The sequence below is a fragment of the Ramlibacter aquaticus genome, assembly GCF_015159745.1.
Taxonomy (GTDB): Bacteria; Pseudomonadota; Gammaproteobacteria; order Burkholderiales; family Burkholderiaceae_C; genus Ramlibacter; species Ramlibacter aquaticus.
In genome coordinates, this window is record NZ_JADDOJ010000160.1 from 1 (window position 1) to 1,673 (window position 1,673).

Sequence of the window (1,673 nt, forward strand, 5' to 3'; positions counted from 1 at the left end):
ACGGCGCGTGTCAAGGTAGTTGTCGCCTCAGTCATGCAGCCATTTGGTCGATATGGACCTCCGGGGCTGCGCCGGCTCGGACCGCTCTCTCGCGCTCCGGATTGAGCGTGACGAACTCGATGGGCGACCAGTTGCGGGTGCCGCGTGCCCAGCGACGCGGATGTCGTTCGCGGGCCTGCTGGTACACCGCATCGCGCTCGGCGAGGATGTCCCGATCGGCACCTGCGTGACGTTGCGCAGGGCTGACGTAACGGATGCCGCTGTGGCGGTGCTCATGGTTGTACCAATGCACGAAGTTCGCAGCCCACTCACGTGCGTCCTGCAGATCGACGAAGCCGCGCGATGGAAACTCGGGTCGGTACTTCGCCGTGCGGAACAAGCTCTCCACGAAGGCGTTGTCGTCGCTTACGCGTGGCCGTGAGTACGAGGGCTTCACACCCAGCCAGTGCAGCATTGCCAATACCGTGGTGGCCTTGAACGTCGAGCCGTTGTCGCCGTGCAGCACGGGCTTGGCCGCCAGGGCGTGGATGCCTTCGGCCAGTGCCGTGCGCCGGGCCAGGTGCGCGGCGTGCTCGGCCTCGTCGCTGTCGTGCACCTCGAAGCCGACGACCTTGCGGCTGTAGACGTCCAGAATCAAGTACAGGTGGAACCAGCGTCCGGCCACCGCTGCGGGCAAGTACGTCATGTCCCAGCACCACAGTTGCCGCGGCGCCGTGGCCACGTGCGTGGTGGGCGGCCTCATCGCGCGCGGTGCCTTGGCGCGCCCACGATGGCGGCTTTGGCCGGCAGCGCGCAGCACGCGGCTGAAGCTGGATTCGCTGGCCAGGTACACGCCCTCGTCGGCCAGCATGGGCACGATGCGCGCCGGCGGCATGTCGGCAAAGCGCGGCTCGTTGGCCACCGCCAGCAGGCACTGGCGCTCTTCGGGACTCAGGGCATGGGCCGGTGTGGGTCGTCTCGCGTTGGGCCTGCGATCGCCCGATTGGAGGCCTTCTGCGGCCCGCCAGCGCTGCAAGGTACGCACGCTGATGCCGGCCAGCTCGCAGGCTGCCGCCAAACGCGCACCACTGGCATGTGCTGCTTCGATGTCCCGGGCCAATGCCTGGCGATCTTCCAGGCCGATCATTCGGCCACGCCCCTGTCCTTGGGGAAGATCGCCTCGAGCTTTTTTGACAGCACCAGCAACGCTGCTGCCTCCGCCAGAGCCTTCTCCTTGCGATGCAGCTCGCGCTCCAACTCCTTGATGCGGCGGCGATCCTGCTTTGCCTGCGAAGGCGCCGCGCGTGCCTCCTCCGGCTGCGTCAACGCTGCGGTAGCGGCCTCACGCCACTGCGCCAACTCCTGCGGGTACACGCCCTGGGCGCGGCACCAGGCCGCACGAGCGGTCTCGTCCATTGGCGCCGTGGTGATCACCGCCTCCAGGCGGGCCGCCGCTGTCCAGACCCGCTCGCGAGCGGGTCTGGACAGCGCCTCTGACCTCCAGCGCTCCAGCGTATCCACGCTCACTCCGACCTCTCGCGCCACCGCATCGGGCGCTGCGCTCTCCGGCGGCAGCAACCTCGCCACCGCACGTTCCTTGAATGCCTTGCCGTACCTTGCCAATTCGTTCTCTCGTCATCGCCCCCGAGTCCTCGATTTCTATCGGGGCGACAACTATTCTGACGCGGGGGGAG

Annotated in this window: 1 protein-coding gene; it reads right to left on the reverse strand. The window is 67.7% G+C overall.

Annotation, left to right across the window (positions count from 1 at the left end):
• Positions 1-31: 31 nt before the first annotated feature.
• A protein-coding gene (locus IM725_RS19900; protein ID WP_193782379.1) for an IS3 family transposase occupies positions 32-1,602 on the reverse strand; the annotation gives its coding sequence in 2 pieces (ribosomal slippage) (positions 32-1,173 and positions 1,173-1,602; 1,572 coding nt in all).
• Positions 1,603-1,673 lie beyond the last annotated feature (71 nt).